The sequence below is a fragment of the Veillonellales bacterium genome, assembly GCA_039680175.1.
Lineage (GTDB): Bacteria > Bacillota > Negativicutes > JAAYSF01 > JAAYSF01 > JBDKTO01.
Window position 1 is genome coordinate 46,634 of sequence record JBDKTO010000074.1, and the last position, 18,256, is coordinate 64,889.

20 protein-coding genes and 1 riboswitch are annotated in these 18,256 nt (G+C 49.6%); all 20 genes read left to right on the forward strand.

Annotated features, from left to right (window positions below):
• The first annotated feature begins 6 nt into the window (after positions 1 to 6).
• Entirely contained in the window at positions 7 to 1,527 is a 1,521-nt protein-coding gene (locus tag ABFC84_12270; protein ID MEN6413509.1) for a YifB family Mg chelatase-like AAA ATPase, read from the forward strand.
• A gap of 32 nt (positions 1,528 to 1,559) precedes the next feature.
• Positions 1,560 to 2,087 (forward strand): YqeG family HAD IIIA-type phosphatase, encoded by a 528-nt coding sequence (locus ABFC84_12275; protein ID MEN6413510.1) that lies wholly within the window; start codon positions 1,560 to 1,562, stop codon positions 2,085 to 2,087.
• 29 nt (positions 2,088 to 2,116) lie between these two features.
• Positions 2,117 to 2,956 (forward strand): shikimate dehydrogenase, encoded by an 840-nt coding sequence (locus ABFC84_12280; protein MEN6413511.1) that lies wholly within the window; start codon positions 2,117 to 2,119, stop codon positions 2,954 to 2,956.
• 133 nt (positions 2,957 to 3,089) lie between these two features.
• Positions 3,090 to 3,173: riboswitch (cyclic di-GMP riboswitch) on the forward strand.
• Positions 3,174 to 3,225: 52 nt separating this feature from the next.
• Entirely contained in the window at positions 3,226 to 4,911 is a 1,686-nt protein-coding gene (locus ABFC84_12285; GenBank protein ID MEN6413512.1) for an ATPase, T2SS/T4P/T4SS family, read from the forward strand.
• Positions 4,912 to 4,971: 60 nt separating this feature from the next.
• Complete coding sequence (locus ABFC84_12290) at positions 4,972 to 6,030, forward strand: type IV pilus twitching motility protein PilT (protein MEN6413513.1); 1,059 nt, start codon at positions 4,972 to 4,974, stop codon at positions 6,028 to 6,030.
• 26 nt (positions 6,031 to 6,056) lie between these two features.
• Entirely contained in the window at positions 6,057 to 7,274 is a 1,218-nt protein-coding gene (locus ABFC84_12295; protein MEN6413514.1) for a type II secretion system F family protein, read from the forward strand.
• 84 nt (positions 7,275 to 7,358) lie between these two features.
• Positions 7,359 to 7,802, forward strand: a complete 444-nt coding sequence (locus tag ABFC84_12300; protein MEN6413515.1) for a prepilin-type N-terminal cleavage/methylation domain-containing protein — start codon at positions 7,359 to 7,361, stop codon at positions 7,800 to 7,802.
• A gap of 168 nt (positions 7,803 to 7,970) precedes the next feature.
• A complete protein-coding gene (locus ABFC84_12305; GenBank protein MEN6413516.1) occupies positions 7,971 to 8,768 on the forward strand; it encodes a prepilin peptidase in 798 nt (265 codons plus the stop codon).
• A 4-nt stretch (positions 8,769 to 8,772) separates the two neighbouring features.
• Positions 8,773 to 9,237, forward strand: coding sequence for a prepilin-type N-terminal cleavage/methylation domain-containing protein (locus ABFC84_12310; protein ID MEN6413517.1), 465 nt, complete (start codon positions 8,773 to 8,775; stop codon positions 9,235 to 9,237).
• Positions 9,238 to 9,264: 27 nt separating this feature from the next.
• Positions 9,265 to 9,678 carry a prepilin-type N-terminal cleavage/methylation domain-containing protein gene (locus tag ABFC84_12315; GenBank protein ID MEN6413518.1) on the forward strand — a complete coding sequence of 138 codons (414 nt, stop codon included), beginning with the start codon at positions 9,265 to 9,267 and terminating at the stop codon, positions 9,676 to 9,678.
• A gap of 38 nt (positions 9,679 to 9,716) precedes the next feature.
• Entirely contained in the window at positions 9,717 to 10,253 is a 537-nt protein-coding gene (locus tag ABFC84_12320) for a prepilin-type N-terminal cleavage/methylation domain-containing protein (protein MEN6413519.1), read from the forward strand.
• Positions 10,254 to 10,272: 19 nt separating this feature from the next.
• Positions 10,273 to 11,460, forward strand: coding sequence for a hypothetical protein (locus tag ABFC84_12325; GenBank protein MEN6413520.1), 1,188 nt, complete (start codon positions 10,273 to 10,275; stop codon positions 11,458 to 11,460).
• Positions 11,461 to 11,484: 24 nt separating this feature from the next.
• The gene (locus ABFC84_12330; protein MEN6413521.1) at positions 11,485 to 11,757 is read left to right on the forward strand and encodes a late competence development ComFB family protein; all 273 of its coding nucleotides are present in this window, start codon (positions 11,485 to 11,487) and stop codon (positions 11,755 to 11,757) included.
• Positions 11,758 to 11,793: 36 nt separating this feature from the next.
• Complete coding sequence (gene pilM / locus ABFC84_12335; protein ID MEN6413522.1) at positions 11,794 to 12,843, forward strand: type IV pilus assembly protein PilM; 1,050 nt, start codon at positions 11,794 to 11,796, stop codon at positions 12,841 to 12,843.
• Positions 12,840 to 13,370: a PilN domain-containing protein gene (locus ABFC84_12340; protein MEN6413523.1), complete on the forward strand. Its 531-nt coding sequence runs from the start codon at positions 12,840 to 12,842 to the stop codon at positions 13,368 to 13,370. Before pilM ends, ABFC84_12340 begins: the two co-directional genes overlap by 4 nt.
• A gap of 4 nt (positions 13,371 to 13,374) precedes the next feature.
• Positions 13,375 to 13,962 (forward strand): type 4a pilus biogenesis protein PilO, encoded by a 588-nt coding sequence (gene pilO / locus ABFC84_12345; GenBank protein ID MEN6413524.1) that lies wholly within the window; start codon positions 13,375 to 13,377, stop codon positions 13,960 to 13,962.
• 38 nt (positions 13,963 to 14,000) lie between these two features.
• On the forward strand, positions 14,001 to 14,528 hold the full coding sequence (locus ABFC84_12350) for a shikimate kinase (GenBank protein MEN6413525.1): 528 nt from the start codon (positions 14,001 to 14,003) through the stop codon (positions 14,526 to 14,528).
• Positions 14,515 to 15,609 carry a 3-dehydroquinate synthase gene (aroB, locus tag ABFC84_12355; GenBank protein ID MEN6413526.1) on the forward strand — a complete coding sequence of 365 codons (1,095 nt, stop codon included), beginning with the start codon at positions 14,515 to 14,517 and terminating at the stop codon, positions 15,607 to 15,609. Before ABFC84_12350 ends, aroB begins: the two co-directional genes overlap by 14 nt.
• Positions 15,610 to 15,630: 21 nt before the next feature.
• A complete protein-coding gene (locus ABFC84_12360; GenBank protein MEN6413527.1) occupies positions 15,631 to 17,046 on the forward strand; it encodes a TldD/PmbA family protein in 1,416 nt (471 codons plus the stop codon).
• Between the two features lie 134 nt (positions 17,047 to 17,180).
• A complete protein-coding gene (gene pfkA / locus ABFC84_12365; protein MEN6413528.1) occupies positions 17,181 to 18,146 on the forward strand; it encodes a 6-phosphofructokinase in 966 nt (321 codons plus the stop codon).
• Positions 18,147 to 18,256 lie beyond the last annotated feature (110 nt).

The following is an 18,256-nucleotide window of genomic DNA, read 5'->3' on the forward strand; positions in this document are numbered from 1 at the left end:
TATCACTTGTTTGCCAAAACGTTAGGTTCTACCACGCTCGGGCTGAACGGCGTACTCATTACAGTGGAAGTCGATATCACTAATGGCTTACCGGGGTGGGAGATCGTCGGCTTACCGGATACTGCCGTGCGGGAATCACGAGAACGGGTGAGGGCTGCCATCAAAAATGCCGGCTTTGAGTTCCCTGCCCGCCGCATTACCGTCAATCTTGCACCGGCAGACTTAAAAAAGGACAGTTCCGGCTTGGATCTGCCGATTGCTGTGGGAATGTTAGCAGCTCTCGGACACATTACCGTGGACAGCTGTCAGCAGTATTTGTTTGTCAGCGAACTTTCGCTGGATGGGAAGCTGCGGGGAATTTCCGGTATATTGCCCATGGCGATTCACAGTCTGGAACAGGGAATCAGCGAAATATTCGTCGCCGCGGAAAATGTGCAGGAAGCGCTGTTAGTGAGCGGCCTGACAGTGTATTCTCCCCGCACATTGGCACAGCTGGCGGCGCATTTGCGCGGCGACTGTCTTTTATTGCCGGAAAGCAAACAAGCAGTTGGTTCACAAGTACAATCAGCGGAAGATTTTGCTGATGTGCAGGGACAGGTAGTAGCGAAACGGGCGCTGGAGATTGCCGCAGCCGGTGGTCATAATGTTTTAATGGCCGGGCCTCCCGGGTCCGGTAAAACCATGCTGGCCCAGCGGATTCCCTCCATATTGCCGGTTATGTCGGACCAGGAAGCTTTGGAAGTCACTAAAATTTACAGCGTCGCCGGGTTATTGACAAATACCAGCGGCTTAATCCGCACCCGTCCCTTTCGCAATCCCCATCATACCATCTCCGCGGCGGGCATGATCGGGGGAGGCCGGATTCCCCGTCCGGGAGAAGTGACATTAAGCCATAACGGCGTGCTGTTTTTAGATGAACTTCCCGAGTTTCCCCGTCAGGTTATGGAAGTACTGCGTCAGCCGCTGGAGGACGGTCATGTTACTATATCGCGGGTAAACGCTTCCTTATCCTATCCGGCTAAATCTATGCTGATTGCGGCGATGAATCCTTGTCCGTGCGGCTTTTTAACAGATCCATCTCACCCGTGCAGCTGCAGTCCGGGAGACATACACCGATATACGAAAAAAATTTCCGGCCCGCTGCTGGATCGAATTGATATCCATATTCATGTACCACGGCTGGAATATAATGAAATGACCGGGACGAATCCGTCTGAATCGTCAGTGCAGATTCGCCGGCGGGTGGAAGCGGCGCGGCAGCTTCAGCAGCAGCGTCTGGAGAAGTTCGGCTTGCACTGCAATGCCCAAATGAGCCATAAGCATTTGAAAAATTTATGTCCGCTGACCGCCGGGGCGCAAAGCTTGTTAAAGCAGGCTTTTGCCAAAATGAGTCTAAGCGCCAGAGGCTATGACCGCATCATCAAAGTAGGCCGCACCATTGCCGATTTAGCCAATTCTTCAGCTATCTCCGATGTTCACATTGCCGAGGCAATTCACTTGCGGGACAGTCTGAAAGAGATTCTCTGAATCACTTAGGCTCGGTATTGGGAGGTGAATTTTTGTATAAACTGTTATGTCCGCAGCTGGTTTTGAATGCTTTATCCGACATTAATTTGGAAGAATTAGAAAAATTAGGGATAAAAGGAATTATTTTTGATTTGGACAATACGATCATTCCCTGGGATCAGCCGGCCATGCAGCCTGATATTATTCAATGGCTGAAGGGTTTAGCGGCACGGGGCTTCAAAATAGGATTGGTGTCCAATAACCGGCGGCAGAGGGTAAAAGAAATTGCCGCTCAGTTTGCTATTCCCTTTGCGGCTCGCGCGTATAAACCGGCCAAAACCGGGTTTCGCCAGGTAGCGTCACAAATGCGGTTAACGTCCGATCAGGTAGCCGTGGTCGGCGATCAGCTGTTTACCGATATATTGGGGGGCAACCGTTTGGGCTTATACACTATTTGGGTGGCACCGTTAAGTTCAAAAGAATTTATCGGCACAAAAATCACCCGGCAGCTGGAAAAACTGACGGTTCGCATTTTGCGCTCAAAAGGGATGTTGAAAACTCACCAGCCACGCTGCCGGTGAGAATTAAAATATTGAATGAGGGAGTATCAATGAGGATAAACGGCAAGACAAAAATAATCGGGGTAATGGGATGGCCCATTGAGCATTCACTGTCGCCACGTATGCATAATGCGGCTTTTGCTGCCGCCGGATTGGATTACGTCTATCTGCCGCTGCCGGTGCAGCCGGATCAATCGGCAGCGGCGATCACCGGGCTGAAAGCGTTAGGCTTTGTCGGTGCGAATGTAACCATCCCCCATAAAGTGGCAGTTATGCAGTATTTGGACGATATTGATCGCAGTGCGCAAATGGTAGGAGCTGTGAATACCATCGTCATTCAACAGGGAAGAGCGATCGGCTATAATACAGACGCGGCAGGCTTTATTCGTTCCCTGCAGAATCGGCAGATTACTTTCGCCGGGGGAAAAGCAGTTATTCTGGGGGCAGGCGGGGCAGCCCGGGCCCTGGTCTGCGGTCTGATTGACCATGCTGTCGATACAGTTATTATCGGTGCCCGGGATAGGGTAAAAGCGGCTGGCTTGGCTCATTTATTCCGCGATTATTGTAATATTTATGCCTATGACTGGCAGCAGGAAGCCTTCAATCGTGAAATGGAGAATTGCGACTTATTGATTCATTGCACCCCACTGGGGATGTTTCCCAATATAGCGGCTGAACCGCCGGTTAACTGGCCCCACGTCAATCCCAGTGCAGCGGTGTGCGATATCATCTACAATCCGTCTCGGACGCGGTTTTTAGAGCAGGCAGCGGCAAGGGGACATGTCGTTATCAATGGGCAGGGGATGCTGGTTGAACAAGGGGCTGCTGCCTTTGAACTTTGGACCGGTCAGCCTGCACCCCGGGAAATTATGTACAGCGTTTTTACTTGAACGCTGTATTTTTTGTCTGTTATCAGTACTTTAGTTTATTGCTTTGCAGCATTTGTAAATTTTTTATTGTTTTTCAATTTTTTTGGCAGGAAAAAAAAGGGGTATTGCGAATATGTATGGTACATAACAAAGTAATAAACATGGATGCGAAGAATTTAAGGCCACAGGTGGGCACTTTAGCCTTAAAGGAGCAGCTAGTGCAACCGGCCATTTTGTATAGAATTTTGTACAAATGCCGGTTGCTTTTATTTTTATTAGGTGGTGCAGAAATGTCCAGCAAACATAAACGGTTAGGCGACATATTAATGGAAACCGGCTTGTTAAGCGAAGACCAGTTGAAAAAGGCCCTGGTCGTACAAAAAAAGACCGGAGAACGATTGGGAAAAGTACTTATTAATTTAGATTATATTACGGAAGAAAGCATGATTGAAGTACTGGAATTCCAGCTGGGTATTCCTCACGTCAATTTGTCCGATACGGTAGTAAAAGAAGAAGTCGCCGCCCTTATTCCTGTCTCCTTGGCGGAACGGTATCAGATTATCCCCATTAAGCAGGCAGGGAAAAAGCTTACCCTCGCCATGGTCGATCCCACTAATTTTTTTGCTATTGACGATGTGCGCATGATCACCGGCTGCGACGTGGAAGCCGTTATTGCTGCCGAGGGGGAAGTGAAGCGGGCCATTAATCAGTCTTACGGCGTAAGTCAGCTGGTAGAAAAGGCTGTTCATAAGCTGCAGTCCGAGGAATCTGCCGGAACGGTGGAAATTCAGGCGAAGGATGATGCTCCGATTGTCAGCATCGTGAATTCATTGATCCATCAGGCAATCAAAGAACGAGCCAGCGATATTCATATTGAACCGCAGGATAAATCGGTGCGGGTTCGGTTTCGCGTTGACGGCATGCTGCGGGAAGTGGCTGCCTTTCCCCGGCATACCCTTGCGGCATTAATTTCCCGCATTAAGATTATGAGTCAGATGGACATTGCCGAAAGACGGCTGCCTCAGGACGGCCGGATCAAGTTTACCGAGGCCGGCCGCGAAATTGACATCAGGACGTCCACTCTGCCGACGATTTTAGGTGAAAAGGTGGTAATGCGGATTCTGGATAAAAAATCTGTTATTCTGGATATTAAAGCTCTCGGCATGTCGGCGGCTAATTTAAATAAATATCACCATTTATATACTCGTTCCCACGGCATGATTCTGGTCACAGGCCCTACCGGCTCCGGTAAAACGACGACTTTGTATTCCACATTAACCGACATCAATTCGCCCAGCAAAAATATTATTACGGTGGAGGACCCGGTAGAATACCGGCTGGAAGGGGTAAACCAGGTACAAGTCAACTATAAAGCCGGACTGAATTTTGCCGATGGGTTGAAATCCATTTTACGTCAGGACCCCAATATTATTATGGTAGGTGAAATCCGGGACGGTGAGACTGCCGATATTGCCATTCGGGCGGCACTGACCGGTCATCTGGTGCTGAGCACTCTGCATACCAATGATGCTCCCGGTGCCATTGCCCGGCTGATTGATATGGGAATTGAACCGTTTCTTGTCGCTTCCTCCGTATTGGGGGTCATGGCCCAGCGGCTGGTACGGGTGATTTGCCCGGATTGCAAGCAGAAATATATACCGTCGCCTGATTCGCCGGAACGGCTGTTTTTACAGCTGACGCCGGCAGCGGATATTACCCTTTACCGGGGAGCAGGCTGTCCCCGCTGCAATAATACCGGCTATCGCGGTCGGATGGCGATCCATGAACTGATGCCGGTCAGTCTGGCAATCCGGGATTTGATCAACTGCCGGGCAGGCGGCGACCAGCTGGCGGCGGCTGCGGTGAAGGAAGGGATGCTGACCATGGGACAGGATGGTATCCGTAAAGCGCTGGATGGGTTGACGACAATCGAAGAAGTGATGCGGGTCGCCTATTCGGACATAGCAGCAATCTAACTATTGTTGATAAAAGCAAAATAATAATCAACCAAACGCAACGACGGGGGTTTAACGGCTATGATGAAACAATTATTGCGGGAAGCAGTTGAAAGAAAAGCATCGGATTTGCATATTACCGTCGGCGTACCGCCGGTTTTGCGGCTTAACGGAAATTTGATTCACTTAGATTACCCTAAGCTGCTGGTAGATGACACGGAAGCATTACTGGAGGAAATTACCACGGAAGAACAGCGTCATCGTTTTCAAGCACAGGGCGAGCTGGATTTTTCTTTTGCCATTACCGGGTTAAGCCGGTTCCGGGTCAACGCCTTCAAGCAGCGGGGCTCGGTCGCCATTGTTACCCGGGTGGTAAGTGAAACAGTGCCGACATTGGATCAACTGGGACACCCGGAAGTTTTGAAAACACTGGCCCGCAAGTCCCGGGGGCTGGTATTGGTAACCGGACCTACCGGCAGCGGTAAATCAACGACGCTGGCGGCGATGATCCATCTGATCAATCAGGAACGGGACTGCCACATCATCACGCTGGAAGACCCGATTGAATATTTGCACCGGCACAATCGCAGCATCGTAAATCAGCGGGAGATACATGCTGATACGCAGTCTTTTGCCAACGCCCTGCGGGCCGCGCTGCGAGAGGACCCGGATGTCATCCTGGTGGGCGAAATGCGGGACGCCGAAACGATCGGCACCGCTATTACCGCAGCCGAAACCGGCCATCTGGTGCTGACCACACTCCATACCGGCGATGCCGCTCAGACAATCGACCGGATCATCGATGTATTCCCGCCTTATCAGCAGCAGCAGATCCGGCTCCAGCTCTCTATGACGCTGCAGGGCATTGTCGCCCAGCAGCTTTTGCCCCGCTTGGATGGGACAGGCCGGGTCGCGTCCATGGAAATTCTGGTGGCCACACCGGCTATCCGTAATCTTATCCGGGAAGGCAAAAGCCATCAAATACCATCAGTGATTCAAACCGGCGCCAAATTCGGCATGCAGGCCATGGACAATTCCCTGCGGGATTTATACCGTCGCGGGCTGGTATCGCAGGAAGAAGCACTGGTTCGGGCTCTGGATCCGGAAAACTTTTTGCGGCTTACTAATGGATTGGCCTAAAGTTTAGCATACAGGAGGAAATGATCTTGGCAAAAACCTTTGCCTACCGGGCTAAAGACGCCACCGGACAGCTGCTGACAGGGACGATAGTGGCCGACAGCCATTCGGCGGTAGCCGCCTTTATCCGGGGAAAGGGCTATTACGTTACCAATATCCGGGAGCACAAAGAAAATATTTCCCTGAAAGCTTATTGCGACCGTTTCCGCCGGGTCAGTCAGAAAGAGCTGGCCATTTTTTGCCGGCAGTTTGCGACGATGGCCGAAGCCGGACTGTCTTTTGTAACCTGTATCCATGTTCTTTATCAGCAGACTACCAATGCCAAACTGAAAATGGCGCTGCAGGATGTGGACCGGAAGATCCAGGAAGGGGAAAGTCTGGCGCAATCCATGGCAGTCCATCCTGACGTATTTCCCGAGATTATGGTGGGGATGATCGAAGCCGGGGAATTAGGCGGCGTTCTCGACACCGTACTGGACCGGTTGGCCCTGCATTTTGAAAAAGAATATAAAATGAATGAAAAAGTCAAGTCCGCCATGGCCTATCCGGCAGTCGTCATGACGATGGCCGGGCTGGTAGTTGTCTTTGTTTTGACCTTTGTCCTGCCCACCTTTATGAAGATGTTTGACAATATGAAGGTTCAGCTGCCGCTGCCGACCCGGATACTGTTATCCGTAAGCGGTTTCATTCAGGACTTTTGGCCGTTTATTCTGCTGTTTTTAGGCGCAGCCGCCGCCGGCTTTATGGTGTTGTATAAAAAGCCATCGGTGAAAATGCAGCTGGACCGGTTCGTATTGCAGCTACCGGTTTTCGGCCTGCTGACTCGCAAGGTGATCATTGCCCGCTTTTCCCGGACCATGGGGACGCTGCTCCGGGGCGGCATGCCTATCCTTAAAGCTCTGGAGGTGGTAAAGAAAACTACCGGCAATACCGGTATGACGAAAGCCCTGATGTCCGCTCAAAACAGCGTGCGGGAAGGGCAGGGGCTGTCCACACCCTTAAGCTCCAGCAGTCTGTTTACCCCCATGGTAGTGCAAATGGTGGCTATCGGCGAAGAATCCGGGGAATTGGACAAGATGCTGGACAAAATCGCCGACTTCTATGAAAGTGATGTGGACGATATGGTCTCCCGGCTGAGCAGTCTCATCGAGCCGGTGTTGATCGGCGTGCTGGGGGTGATCGTCGGCGGAATTATTATCTCAATTGCTTTGCCGATGTTTGATGCGATTACCAGTGTTGGACAATAGTTTCGAAAAAAATCGTGGCTTAACTGACCGCGTTAATATAAATTCTAAATTTAAAACGTTAGAACAAAGAAAGGGGATGTTGATATGATTATTAATTTAAGAGAGAAAATGAAAAACCAAAAAGGATTTACGCTGGTTGAATTAATGGTGGTTATTGCTATTATCGGAATATTGGCGGCTATTGCGATTCCAAAGTTTACTAGTGCAAATGAGACTGCCAGAGGGGCAAAAATGCAGGCAGACTTGAGAACAATCGACAGTGCTGCGATGTTGGCTATTGCTCAAGCTAATCATCCAGTAGCTGCCACCGCTAACATTAATGATGGTGCAAATTTCTCCAACGATGTAATTGCTAACTTAAACAGTCCCGCTAACCTTGCCCCCCCTGTGGGCACATGGAGAACGACGATCCACCCAGCCTCACAACCAACACCAAGTGTTGCTACTTATGGACTTAACGCCAATGGAAGAGGGATACTGAATGCTGGTGGTGATGCAGCTTCAACATATACTGCTGAAACATTGTAATTGTTTGACGATTAGTATTACAATAAATCAAGTTTATAGCTAGAAATTATCTGAATTTCGGTCAAATAAAGGGAATGGTAGGGTACAAATATAATTGTTTTTATCAATTACCCTACCAATTCCTTTTGATCTTATTCTATGTATCATGTAGAGAAAGGCTAGATCTGATTGATTAATTTTATATTCTTTTTATTCGGTTCAATTATTGGCAGCTTTCTCAATGTCTGCATCTACCGCCTCCCACAAGGCGAATCCATTGTTACCCCGCCGTCTCACTGTACTGTCTGCGGCAAGCAGCTAAAGCCCTGGGATATGATTCCCATTTTAAGCTGGCTGTTGCTGAAAGGCCGCTGCCGCTATTGCGGTACGGCGATTTCTGTTCGCTATGGGGTGATTGAACTTTTAACCGGAATTTTATTTGTCTGGTGCCTGGAGATCCTGGGCTTAGGCCCGGCACTGTTCAAGGCTTTGTTGTTGTTTTCCTTTTTGCTGGTTATCACTTTCATTGACTATGATCATCAACTGATTCTGGACAAGGTTCTGCTCTGGTTCGCTCCGGTTGGTGTGGCGATAAATTTGTTGATTAATCATATTAATTTTTTTGCCAAGGCAGCGGGTTACCCGGAAGGATTCGTTGCTTTACAAACCGGTTTGCCGGACATGCTGATCGGAGCCCTGCTGGGCGGCGGAGCTTTTCTGCTCATTGCCGTCGTCAGCCGGGGCGGCATGGGTGGGGGCGACATTAAATTTGCCGCCGCACTCGGCCTGTGGCTGGGCGGGAGATTCACCTTGCTGGCTGTTTTTTTATCTTTTCTCTTCGGCGGCCTTGCCGGTATTCTTTTGCTATTGCTGAAACGAAAGGGACGCCGGGATATGATCCCTTTCGGCCCGTTTATTGCTCTTGGCGCGGTTGTGACTATACTGTACGGGGTGGATATCCTGAAATGGTATTTGCAAAGGATGTGACCGGATGTTGTCGCTGAATCAGCGGGGCTTTACCCTGATCGAATTGCTGATGGTGATTGGGATTCTGGGGATCGTGGCGGCGATTGCTTTGCCCAGAATGGGAACAGCATCAGATGAGCGGAATGTCGATCTTGCCGCCAGAGAACTAGCCGCCGATTTGCGCTGGATGCAGCAGCTGTCCGTCAATTCAGTCGCCGGTTCCGGCGAGCCATTTGTTCCAGCCGGTTCGCGGCCATTTTTATATTTTAACAATGCTGCTCCTTTAGGCTACACGATTACGCTTGCTGCGCAAACCATCAAAACAGTTACCTTTCCGGCAGGTGTACGGGTGAATACGCCGCCTTCCTCGGTTGACTTCAGCATTAACGGCATGCCTAGCAGCAATCAGACGATTTCCTTGCAAAGCGGTACGGTTTTTCGCAATGTTTATATTGATTCGCCGGGCAGAGTGCGGGTAAACACTCAGTAACGAATCGAGCCGGAAGAGGATGGATTTATGCAAAAAGGACAGCAAGGTTTCCTTATGCTGGAGGTAGTAATTGCCACTGTAATCATCAGCCTGGCTCTGGTCGCGGCTGCCGGGATGTTCATCCAATCCACCAAAGCCAACAGCAGCGCCGCCGACTATACGGTGGCCGCCAATCTGGCGCAGAAACAGCTGGAACTGCTGAAAAACAAGGATGTTTCTTACTGGACGATTCATGCCAGCGAGCCGAATATTCCCTGGCAGGATACCGGGGAAACGCTGCCGCTTACAATCAATCAAATCCGCTATAATATAACAACTCAGTCCACGGTTTCGCCGGAAAATAGTTATTTAGTCCAGGTTGTCGTTACCGTATCCTGGACAGACCCGGGGAAAAATTCGCAGCGGACTGTCCAAATGACTGCCTTTTACCCGCTGATTTAATAAACAGATATTCTTTCCGCCGGGAGGAATAAAATGATATGAAAAAATTTTTGCCAAGACAGCAGGGATTTACCTTAGTGGAGCTTTTAATCGGTATGGCTCTTACTGTGCTGCTGCTGGCAGTAATTTTCGGCTTGCTGTTTACGTCTGTAAGAACCTGGCAGACCGGCAGCAGCCGGGCCGATATTCAGCAGACCGCCCGCTATGGTGTGGATATTATGGTTCGTGATTTGCAGTATGCCACCAAAATTACCATCAGTAATCCTCCTGCCAGTATTGATTTATGGACAAGCAAATATGGTGCAGCTCAGCAGATTACCTATAAGCGAGTACTAGTCGCCGGTCCGGCGATCAGCCGTTATGTACTGACCCGGGATTTGCATAATGGGGCCGGAGCGCAGCCGGTAACCGGCGGAGGTGAGTTGGCAGTCAGTATCGCTGCGCTGACGTTTACCGATTTGACACCGGCCGGACATTCCGGCACCAAAACAGTGGGAATTCTTCTGACGGTACAGGATGATGCTGGCCGCAGCTATACACTGGAAACAGCGGCTGCCGCCATGATGATTCCGTAAAACTATCCGGGAGGCTGTTATGGTATACAGGGAGAGACGCTATGAGCAACAAGGCTCAGCCGGAATTATGGCGTTGGTTGTACTGCCGCTGCTGCTGGCTTTAGGAGCGGCCTTAGTCATGCTGACTTCCAGCGAAAGCAATATCTCCGCCAACTTTCGCGACGGAATTGCCGCTCAGTATTTGGCGGAAGCAGGAGTTCAGCATGCTGTTGTCAAATTGAAAACAGACACCGGCTTTGTAGCTGCCACGCAAGTTCCTGCCGCTGCGACAGCTAACACCCTGAATTCAGCTGCCGCGAAAAACAGCGGGGCGACTGCCGGAACGTATACAGTCACAGTGACCGGGTCCGGCAATAGCCGGAAGATCATTTCCACCGGGACGGTCAACAAGGCCAAGCGTCAGGTCGTCGTTAATATCACCTTGCCTTCGGGCGGCGGCAATGAGATTTACAGTTACGCTATTTATTCCGGTGATTTATTTACGATTGACAGCGGGGCAACGGTGAATGGCCCGGTTGGCACCCAACTTAGCCAGTATAGTAAAAATGGGGGCACCATTAATAATAGTAATATAAATCCTGTGGATGTCAGCAAAACAGAAACGCTGCCGGCCATACCGGTTTCTTTTGACAGCAATAAGTACAGGGACTGGTCAACGGCTTTATCCAGCAGTCTCAACAGCGGCAATAATGCGGTGTCGGGCAATTATTTCGTCAACGGGGACTTGAATTTAAACAGCGGAGTCAACTTAGCGGGTCCCGGCGGTACCAGCGATCCGGCGGTAATTTATGTCAAGGGCGGCACCAATATCGGCGGCAACATTACCGGCAATGTGACCATTATTGCCAATAGCGGGGTTAATATCAACAGTGGGATAACGATTAACGGCAATGTAAAGATTTATGCCAATAGCGGGGTCAATGTTAGTTCGCCTATGTCAGGCAATATTCTGGTCATGGCAAACGGCGATATTAATTTGAACAGCGGCACGCCAGAAAAGCCCAACGAATTTTTCAATGCGGTTATGGTAGCAACAACCGGCGATATAAAGGTTGATAATGTTACCTTAACCGGTGTGGTACTGGCAGCGAAAACTTTGACCTTGAACAGCGGGGCAACGGTAACTTATAACTCGACTGTAGTGCAAAATGTGGGTTTGAGTTCTGCTGCAACACCCTTTACGGTTAATTCATGGGGTAATCAATAATAAACAATCAGGGAGGCCGGATTTATGCATATTAAAAATTATATGGAAGACTTGGTGTGGGATCATTTGGACCGGATTATCGAATCTTCAAACACCTGCAATTGTGAAAAATGCCGGTACGATATTGCGGCACTGGCTCTAAATTTTTTACCGCCGCGATATGTGGTCACCGATAGAGGGGAAACTTATACCCGGGTCAAAGCCCTGGAGCAGCAGTTCTATGTGGATGTTATTACTGCCATCAGCAATGCCGTTCAAATTGTCCGCAGCCGGCCTCATCATGAAGACGGAAAGTAAAGGAATAGTATGTTCAATAAGCTGAAAAATTTAATTATGAAGCAAAACCGGGATGCCATTGGTCTGGATATCGGGACAAGTTCGATTAAACTGGCGGAAGTCGTTTGGCAGAAGGAGCGGCCGCTGCTAAAAAATTTGGGGATCGCTGCCTTGCCGGAAAAACTAATGGGCGAAGGAATTTTTTCCGATGCCGGGCTGTTGACGGAGCTTATCCGCAATCTGCTGGCAACCAGCGGTGCTGTCAGCTCCAACGTTGTTGCAGCAATTGGCAGCCGCAGCGTATTTATCCGGGAGGTATTGTTTCCCGCGATGTCGGCAGAGGAGTTAAAGGAAGCCGTCAAATGGGATATGGAAAAATACGTTCCCTATGAACCGGACAGCTATTATTACGATTTTGCTGTTGTCGGGCCCGGGGAAACCGAGTTGGAACTAAAAATATTGCTGACTGCCGCACCGAAAGAAAATGTAAATGAACTAGTAACCGTGCTGAAAAACTGCGGGCTTAAACCGCGGGCTGTCGATATTGAGCCGCTGGCTTTATTGTCCACGTTATCCGGCGCCGACAACGCAGTTATAGTGGATATCGGCGGCATGTTTTCCCAAGTGATTCTCTTTCAGCAGGGCAGCCCGGTGGCAGCCAGAGCCATCCCCCTTGGCGGCAATCGCTTTACCGAAGTGATTAGGCAAAGCCTGGAGCTTCCTTTCGCGGAAGCGGAGCACTTGAAACAGCGGCAGCAGGGTTTGCTGCAGCGAGTTGATGCCGCCGGCAAGGACGCCTCGGAAATTCATCAGCAAATGGAATTGTTAGTCAATGAACTGGCCAGGGAAGTACAGCGAACAATTGAATACTATAGAATACAACATAAAGCAGCAGCAGTAGAGAAGATTTTTCTCGCCGGCGGGGGAGCAAGGTTAGCCAATTTAGCGCCTTACTTGGCAGCACAAATGGATATTCCCTTAACCGTACATGATCCCTTCGGGACGGTAGAAACAGCAGCCTCTTTTGACCGTCAATACTTAACGGAGATTGCGCCCCAGTATGCGGTGGCGTTAGGACTGGCACTGCGGGGAGGTGTTCCTTTATGATCCGCCTCAATTTGCTGCCGCCGGAAGAACGTCAGTCAAGGCTGCCGCTGCCAAGAATCTTCCTGTTGGTCACCCTGATTGTTTCCTTGTTTATGGTTAGCATTTATTTCTATACGGTATTTTCTATCTGGAATTTGGAAAAGCAGATTACTGAAACCGAGAATCAGTATGAATTGCTGAAACCGACCCGGGATGCTATGCAAACTGCCGCTGCCAGGCAGCAGGTGATTTCGGCAAAAAACAGCATCCTGTTGGGGTTGACCAAGGAACGCCAGTCCTGGTATGCTTTAACTACGCACCTTGGCATGGTAACAATCCCGCAGGTGTGGCTGTCTGAGATTGGCGTGGCCGAAGAAAATACGCTGCATATTAAAGGTGCGTCCTATACATATCCGGATCTGGCAGCTTATTTGAAAGTTTTGGCGCAGGATGAAATGTTTCAGGAGCCGGTTTTGGTCAATGCCGAGAGGGATGGGGCTACCGGAGCCACCAAGTTTGAAATCACGGTAAAGCTCAAGGGGAGATAGCCAGATGAATTTTTTGCTGCAGACGGTTAAAATGAATGAGAAACAAAAGAGTGCTGTTTTTGCCGTTGCGCTGCTGCTGCTGGCGGCACTTTTTTATCTTGTCTTTTTTTCGCCCCAGCATCAGCGAATGCTGAATTTGCAAAATCAATATCAGACGGAACGGCAAAAGGTAAAAAGTATCGAAGCCTTTGCGCTGGTTCATCCTAATATAGATCAATATCTGACAGAATTGGACGGACAGTTTGCTCAGGTTGAAAAGCAGCTGCCGGAATCCCTTGCTATCGGCGATTTTTTAATTCAGGCCGAGCAAGTCAGCCAAGACAGCGGCGTTCAGTTAATGCATATAAAACCGCTGCCGGTTATCAATAAAAACGGTTACCGGGAAATACCGCTGGAAGTAGTAATAAAGGGGAAATTTTCGCAAACGATTGCTTTTTTAAAAAAACTGGAAGAAATTTCGCGGTTTAATGCCGTAACCAATATGTCGGTTCAGTCGAAACAGGGTATATTAGAAAGTAAGTTAACGGTCATTTTGTACAGCTATGGCAGCACGCCGGCTGCCGGCTCTCCGGCGGCGCCGGCAAAAAAATAGCGGAAGGCAGAATATTCAGGCGTGAAATGGGTGAATTAATGAAAAATGTTGTTCTGATTGGGTTTATGGGAACAGGGAAAACCAGTGTCGGACGGCTGCTGGCGGCTCGGCTGCACCGGCCGTTTATTGATACCGACAGTAAAATCGAACAGGAAAGCGGAATAACTGTCAGTGAAATGTTTAAACAATACGGCGAAGCGTATTTCCGTGAACAAGAGAAGGCCGTTATTGCCAAAGTGTCCCGCTATACCAATACCGTAATCGCTACCGGCGGCGGGGTGGTTACTTCGGCCGGCAATATGACCCGTCTAAAGAGGAATGGCATTATTATTGCATTGCAAGCCTCTCTGGAGGTGATCCTGGAGCGAACAGAGCGGTGCAATGTCAGGCCGCTGCTGGACTGTCCTGATCGGCGGCGGACAGTTGCCGCTTTGCTGCGTGCTCGGGAGCCGCTTTATGGGATTGCCGATTTTACTGTCGATACCAGCAGCCTTTCCCCGCAGCAAATTACGGATGATATTATGAACTTTTTTCGACAAGGAGGTTATCTGCGTGGCCGGATTTAGCGTTGATTTAGGCTTGAATAGTTACGATATTATAATTGGTACGGATAATATAGCCGATCTTGGCGAGCGGTTGAAGCAAATGGAACTCAGCCGGAAAGCTTTAGTGATCACCGATGAAAATGTAGGCCCTTTATATGGCGACAGTGTTCTGCAGATGCTGAAAGCGGCCGGTTTTGATGCCGGGATTTACGCGGTGCCGCCTGGTGAGGACTCCAAGTCACTGGCTTGCGCCGCATCTTTATATACGAAAGCCATTGAAGATAAACTGGACCGGCATTCGCCGCTCATCGCTCTGGGGGGCGGCGTAGTGGGCGATTTGGCAGGATTTATCGCCTCAACCTATCTGCGCGGCATTCCGTTTATTCAAATGCCCACATCCCTGCTGGCCCAGGTTGATTCCAGCGTTGGCGGCAAGGTGGCGGTGAATCATCCTCTGGGAAAGAACTTAATCGGTTCTTTTTATCAGCCTTCGCTGGTGTTGATCAACACCGGCTTTTTGCGTACGCTGCCGGAGCGTGAATTATACACCGGTCTGGCAGAAATCATTAAACACGGTATTATTGCCGACCGACAATTTTTTGCTGCTCTGAATGAAAACTATCAACAAATCCTGGCAAAAGATCCGTCGGTAATGGCAGCGGTCATTGAGCGTTCCTGTCAAATAAAAGCAGGAGTTGTCCAAAAAGATGAACGGGAAGCTAATTTGCGGATGATCCTTAATTTTGGCCATACAATCGCCCATGGAATTGAAACAGCAACCGGCTTTCACGGGTATAATCACGGCGAAGCGGTGGCAATCGGCATGTACGGAGCAGCACTGCTGAGTTGTTCGCTTAAACTGTGCCGTCAGCCGGCAGTCGATGCGGTTGCCGCATCGCTTAAGAGATTCCATCTTCCCCTGGCGGCACCGGAATGTACTGTGGAGCAGTTATTTCAACTGTTGACCAGAGATAAGAAAACAATCGGCGGACGCGTTCACTGGGTGCTGCTGCGGGATATCGGACAGGTTATTATAGCCGATGACGTTCCGGAATCAGCCGTCCGGGCCGCATTGGGTAAAGTTACGTTAAATAGAATATAAATTATAAATAGGAGTGGTATCATGCTGGATCGTCGCCTGTTAAAAGATGTTTTGGATACGGCATTGCAGCACGGCGGAGATTTTGCCGATGTGTTTTTGGAAAACCGGGTTTCTACGGCAATTTCCTGTGAGCAGAATCAGATTGAACGGATAAAATCCGGTACGGATATCGGTGCCGGGGTCCGGGTAGTGTACGGTAATACTACCGCCTATGCCTATACCAATAAAGTTACCAAACAGGACGTAGTCGCGGCCGCCGATATTGCCAGCCGGGCGGCGAAAAAAGCGTCCCGGGATATAACCATCAACTTGGAAAAAATCCTGCCGGATACTGATTTGGGGATCAAAGAAATGCCGGCGTCAGTTTCGATTGACGATAAAGTTGAGGCAGTCGAAGCAGCCAATGCTGCGGCCCGTTCGACCGACGACCGGATTCAACAAGTCATGGTTGGTTATGGGGATGTGGTGCAAAATGTTACCATCGCCAATTCCCTGGGAATGCTGGTAGAGGATCAGCGGGTTCGTACCCGGTTGTCCGTCAATGCCATTGCCGCCGCCAACGGTCAAATTCAAACCGGGTTTGAATCTGCCGGCGGTGTGCAGGGCTTTGAACTTTTGCGTCATAATAAGGGAGAAGAAATCGGCTGCGCCGCCGCCAAACGCGCGCTTACCTTGCTGGCGGCCAAACCTGCTCCGGCCGGAAAGATGCCGGTTGTTATGGCCGGTGAAGCCGGCGGCACGATGGTGCATGAGGCTTGCGGCCATGGACTGGAAGCCGATTTGGTCCAGAAAGGGCTGTCGGTTTACGGCGGCCAAAAAGATCAGCTCGTGGCTTCTCCCTGCATAACGGTAGTGGATGACGGCACTCTGCCTCACCAATATGGCACATTGCGATTTGACGATGAAGGCTTTAAATCGCAAAAAACAACTTTGATTGAAAACGGCGTTTTAAAAAATTTCATGTATGATTATCTGACTGCCGCCCGGGATGGCGTAACTTCAACCGGCAATGGCAGACGGGAGTCGTTTGAGCATAAACCCATTCCCCGCATGCGCAATACATATATCGCTCCGGGGCAGGATGATCCGGGGGAGATTATTCGGTCGATTGAGGATGGCTTATTTGTAAAAAAGATGGGCGGCGGACAGGTAAATACGGTAAACGGCGATTTTGTTTTTGACGTGGCGGAAGGCTATTTAATCCGTAACGGTGCGGTAGATCATGCGGTACGGGGAGCGACACTAACCGGAAACGGGCCGGAGATTCTTAAAATGGTGGATATGGTCGGGGATGATCTGGGGTTTACGATAGGAACCTGCGGCAAAGACGGGCAGGCAGCTCCGGTAGCGGACGCTCAGCCGACGATTCGCATACCGCAAATTGTTGTCGGCGGCACAGCGCCGCAAAGCGGCGGTCAAAAAATACGGCGTATATAGAACAGCCTGGGTTCAAGCCGCTATATTATTTTACGCGGCAGTAATTTAATGGAAGGATAGTATGAGGATTAGTCGAATTATAAATAAATTGGCAATGATATATTGTAATACAGTTTTACGGGGGAGAGGTTATTATGATAAAGCGACTCGCAGTGCTTACCAGCGGCGGCGACGCACCGGGTATGAATGCTGCGATCCGGGCAGTAGTCCGTAAAGGAATTCATCATGGCTTTGAAGTTTTTGGCGTCGACCGGGGTTATGCCGGAGTATTAAACGGCGAGTTCAGCCTGCTGAATTCTCATTCCGTAGCCGGAATCATTCAGCATGGCGGCACGATGCTGAAAACGGCTCGCAGTGAGGCGTTTAAAACGGAAGAAGGCTTCGCCCTGGCGGTAAAAAATATTCAGGAACATTATATTGATTATCTGATCGTCATCGGCGGCGACGGCTCAATGGCCGGAGCGGTAAAGCTGACAGCAGCCGGTATACCTACGATTGTAATTCCGGCTACTATTGATAATGACATGCCGGGCACAGAATATACCATCGGCTTTGATACGGCGTTAAATACCGTGCTGGACGCCGCCAATAAAATTCGTGATACTGCCGAATCCCATGAGCGAGTTGCTGTAATCGAGGTCATGGGACGCAGTGCCGGGCATATTGCTTTAATGGCCGGATTGGCCTGCGGTGCCGAAGTAATACTGCTGCCGGAAAAGGCGCTGGATATGGCCGCCGTTTGTGAAGGACTAAAAAGAAGTCATGCCCGGGGTAAGTTATACAGTATTGTTATGGTAGCTGAAGGCGTGGCAAAAGGCTATGATGTCGCCAGCCAAATTAAAGAAAATACGGGCTTTAATCCGAATATAACCGTTTTGGGATATATTCAGCGGGGCGGAAATCCTTCGGCGCATGATAACATCATTGCCAGCCGCATGGGAGCAGCGGCGATCGACTGTATTTTGGAGAATAATGCAAACTGTCTCATTGCCTTGCAAAAGAGCGAAATTGTTGCTGTGCCTTATGAAAAAACGACAGAATATAAGCGGGGAATTGATCTCTCCCTTTACGAAACAGCCGGAATTTTATCTGTTTCGTAAGCAAGCGGCACGATCGTCTGATTAAACAGTTGCAAGCCGGTTGCAAATAGCAATGTAATTACAGCGGGATTGATAGTTGACTTTTTATTTTAAAAATGATATTATCAACA